Here is a 3368-nt window from a genome sequence, read left to right on the forward strand (position 1 = left end):
CGCCCTCCTGTTCTGCCAGCCGATAGATGTGGTCCATCTATCAGCTAACAGATCAGAAGGCCGCGCCCATTAGCGGATAGCCGGGAAACATCGGCAACCGCATCGCCACGATAAGGAGACGCCACGAATGGCTGATTTTGATATTAATATCACTGCAACTTACTCCCCCGAGGACAATAAAATCCGTTTGTATGCCTCGGAGCGATTGGACGCCGACACATACGAGCGCGTCAAAGCCGCAGGCTTCAAATGGGCACCTAAACAGGAATTGTTCGTCGCCCCTATGTGGACCGTAGCCCGCGAAAACCTTGCGCTTGAACTGGCAGGTGAGATTGAACCCGAAGAAACCACAATGGCCGAACGGGCGCAGATCAAAGCGGATCGCCTGGACGGGATCGCACAGAAACGCGCCGAACAGGCAAACGCATTTCACCGGGCCGCTGATGAACTGTCCCGCGCATTCGAATTTGGTCAGCCTATTCTTGTCGGGCATCACTCCGAGCGCAAAGCCCGCAAGACACAAGAGCGGATGCACAACGCAATGGACAAAGCCGTTAAGGCTCATGGCGCTATCGGTTATTGGCAATATCGCGCGGCAGGTGTCGAGCGTCATGCAAACCGGAAGAATGACCCCAAGGTGCGCGCGCGCCGGATCAAGAAACTACTGGCCGAGCTGCGCGACCTTCAGCGCCGGTTGAACGCTGCGCATAAAGCCTTGGCAATGTGGGAAAGCGCGACCACTGACAAGCAAATCAGCTTCATTCTGGGCCGCAGCCCTTCGGTGCCTTATGGTCTCTATTCGGCAGTCGCAGACGGCAAGACCACACCGGCGGAGGCCCGCGCGCAGTGCATCGAGGCTGCAAAACGCACTATCGAGAATGACAACCTGTCCCGCTGGATCACTCACACCTTGAACCGCCTTTCATATGAACGCGAAATGCTGGGCGACGTGCCGCGCTTTGAAGGTGAGATTACGCCGACCCTGTTGCAAATGTTTGTCCGCGAACACGGCGCAGACAAACCCAAAGGGAAAAAGGTCGATGACGATCTGTTTTCTGTTGAGTGTGACGCCCCTTTGCCCGCTCATGTGGCCGATGGCAGCACCGTTGAGCTATCCGCCGATGAGTGGCGCGATTTGATGCAGTCTTGCGGATACGTGCCGCCCGAAAAGAAACCGGCAAAGCCGCCTATTCTGAATTTCAAAGCGCAGACCGGCAAATTTTTGGTTCGCAACCCGTGGAATAGAACAGTCGAGTTTTTGCCGCAGGTGGAAATGACCAAAGCGGAATTTGCCAAAATTGGCACCGACTACAGGGGAACGCGGCTTTCGGCTTGTGGCGCTTTCCGGGTGCGGATCGCACCGAACCCGAACCACGAAGGGCCGCGTTTCTCGGCTGGGTGGGCTGCTATCCTGATCACCGATCAAAAGCAGCATGACGCCCCCGCCGATTTTGACGAGGAAATTGCGCAATGACCCGTCATTGGGAAACCCACCTTTACACCTACGCTGTCGCGCTCACTCAGGGCGCGGCAATCCTGCCCGAGAATTTGCAGGGGATGCGGCAAAAGGCAATCAGCCACGGTCACACAGAGGGAGAATGCCAGATCGTTGAAGCCGACCCGATGGAGTATGTTCAGGAAGGATTTTCGCGCCTGTCCGTTCTGGGCAAGGCGGTCACAATGCGCCGCTTGATGGAGACCGGAATCGAGGCCAACACGGCGCAACGGATAGTCAACCAAGCCACGAACGCCCTTGAAGTTGAAAGGCTAGGACGATGACTCAGAAACGGCCAAGCATCTACTACCGCCCGAACAAGCCCCTAACCATTCCGGTTAGGGTGCGGCATGACGCGCCCCAACTGGACGAGCTGAAGGCCCCCGAAGTTATCGCCGTTGATAAGTTCACCGAATGCCACGTTACGCCTGATCCTGTCGCTGCGCGGATGGTTGGTTATCTCGGGCCGCAAGGTGACTATCTGACATTGGAGCCAAGCGCCGGAACCGGCCAGCTCGCAAAGGCGCTGATTGCATCAGGTCACAGCACTTGCGAATTGACCATGATCGAGCGCCACAACACGCTTGCGGCAAAGCTGCGCACCATTGGCCCCACGATCAACCGTTGTTTTCTTGATTATGCGGAGGAAGTCAAAGGCCGCGCGCAGTTTCCCCGCATCATCATGAACCCGCCTTTTAAGCAGGTCCGCGCCCACATCGAGGCGGCTTTGTCCCTGCTAGGGCGGGGTGGGCATGACGAACCGGCAACCCTTGTTGCCCTGGTCCCTGTCACCTTCCACCACGACGAGGCCGAAGAACTCGAAACCTTGCCGCCAGACACCTTTGCGACGGCCAGCGTTCACACGAAAATCATCAGAATCCGCCGCTGAGGGAAAGCCGATGTCTACAAAACCAATTGTCAGGATCGCTTGCGATGCAATGCAGTTTTTCGAAATCGACTTGCCGGATGGAGCCGACCCGGAAACCTACGCCGATTCAGACGAAGCCCGCGCACAGTTTGCCGATTTGGTTTCGTCCGGCTTCATTGATTTTCAGTTAGTTCGCCGGTTTGACAGCGACGGAAAGGAGGTTTGACCACCGTTTGCGCGCCGCCATGTGTGGCGCGCTTTGGTCTGTTCCCCTTTGTTGTCCCGGCGAACCGGGGCCGTTAGCCCCAATTCACCAGGACGGTGCGCTGCCAGCGCACGGGGCCGCATTAGCGGCCTGAGCGACTTTTATGGCCGTTGGTGCTGTGCTACCGTCACCGAGTCGACGGCAATCGACACAAACGCTCTTTTGAGCCAGTCGGCCCGATCGTTGCCGCGAGTCTGGGCCGACTGCTGTTCTTCAGAACTTCCGCGCGCTGTTCATTTCACCCCAATTCGCCAGCTACAAAGCGAACCCCCGGTTTCCTGCGCGCCTGCCTTCGATCTGTCCCATTGAAAATGAGCGGCCAAGATACACGCCGCGCAAACCAGTAAACACCAAACCCTCCGGGGCGCGTGCCGCGCGTGTTGACTGGTCTGCTTTCCCGCCGTGTCCGAGAGCCGCGAATTTTCAACAGGAGACAGACATGAAATACATTCGCAAAAAATCCAAACAGCTTCGCAGGCTTGCAGCTCGTCGTCTGAGAGCAGTGAAAAAACAGCTTCAGAAGATCGACTTGAGCCTCAGCATCGAAGTCAACTTGATCGTCATCAAGATCACATTCACAGCTAAACGCCGGGAGCCATAGCCCCGGCATTGGTATGGGGTTGTTGGTGGCTGACACTGGCAAATCCCGCGCCTATGGGCGCGTGACCGCGTGCTAGTCGGACGCCGGCAGACCGGCCTCCGACCCGAACCAATCAAGTGCGATCTCCCTGTGGCCCAGG

Annotated in this window: 5 protein-coding genes; all 5 read left to right on the forward strand. The window is 57.3% G+C overall.

Going from position 1 to position 3368, the window contains the following annotated elements; translation table 11 throughout:
- Positions 1–127: 127 nt before the first annotated feature.
- The 5 genes from ACR0MO_RS21570 (at position 128) to ACR0MO_RS21590 (ending at position 3229) form a co-directional block, all read left to right on the forward strand.
- On the forward strand, positions 128–1474 hold the full coding sequence (locus tag ACR0MO_RS21570; RefSeq protein WP_480893289.1) for a DUF3560 domain-containing protein: 1347 nt from the start codon (positions 128–130) through the stop codon (positions 1472–1474).
- The gene (locus ACR0MO_RS21575; RefSeq protein ID WP_271952857.1) at positions 1471–1779 is read left to right on the forward strand and encodes a hypothetical protein; all 309 of its coding nucleotides are present in this window, start codon (positions 1471–1473) and stop codon (positions 1777–1779) included. The genes ACR0MO_RS21570 and ACR0MO_RS21575 overlap by 4 nt, the downstream gene beginning before the upstream one ends.
- Positions 1776–2384: a hypothetical protein gene (locus ACR0MO_RS21580; protein ID WP_480893291.1), complete on the forward strand. Its 609-nt coding sequence runs from the start codon at positions 1776–1778 to the stop codon at positions 2382–2384. The genes ACR0MO_RS21575 and ACR0MO_RS21580 overlap by 4 nt, the downstream gene beginning before the upstream one ends.
- A 10-nt stretch (positions 2385–2394) precedes the next feature.
- Complete coding sequence (locus tag ACR0MO_RS21585) at positions 2395–2589, forward strand: hypothetical protein (protein ID WP_480893293.1); 195 nt, start codon at positions 2395–2397, stop codon at positions 2587–2589.
- A gap of 478 nt (positions 2590–3067) precedes the next feature.
- A complete protein-coding gene (locus tag ACR0MO_RS21590) occupies positions 3068–3229 on the forward strand; it encodes a hypothetical protein (RefSeq protein WP_480893295.1) in 162 nt (53 codons plus the stop codon).
- Positions 3230–3368 lie beyond the last annotated feature (139 nt).

It is taken from the genome of Ruegeria sp. K5 (assembly GCF_056531805.1).

Coding starts and splice junctions, on each gene's coding strand:
- ACR0MO_RS21580 (WP_480893291.1), top strand. CDS start 1,776: ATGACTCAGAAACGGCCAAGCATCTACTACCGCCCGAACAAGCCCCTA.
- ACR0MO_RS21570 (WP_480893289.1), top strand. CDS start 128: ATGGCTGATTTTGATATTAATATCACTGCAACTTACTCCCCCGAGGAC.
- ACR0MO_RS21575 (WP_271952857.1), top strand. CDS start 1,471: ATGACCCGTCATTGGGAAACCCACCTTTACACCTACGCTGTCGCGCTC.
- ACR0MO_RS21590 (WP_480893295.1), top strand. CDS start 3,068: ATGAAATACATTCGCAAAAAATCCAAACAGCTTCGCAGGCTTGCAGCT.
- ACR0MO_RS21585 (WP_480893293.1), top strand. CDS start 2,395: ATGTCTACAAAACCAATTGTCAGGATCGCTTGCGATGCAATGCAGTTT.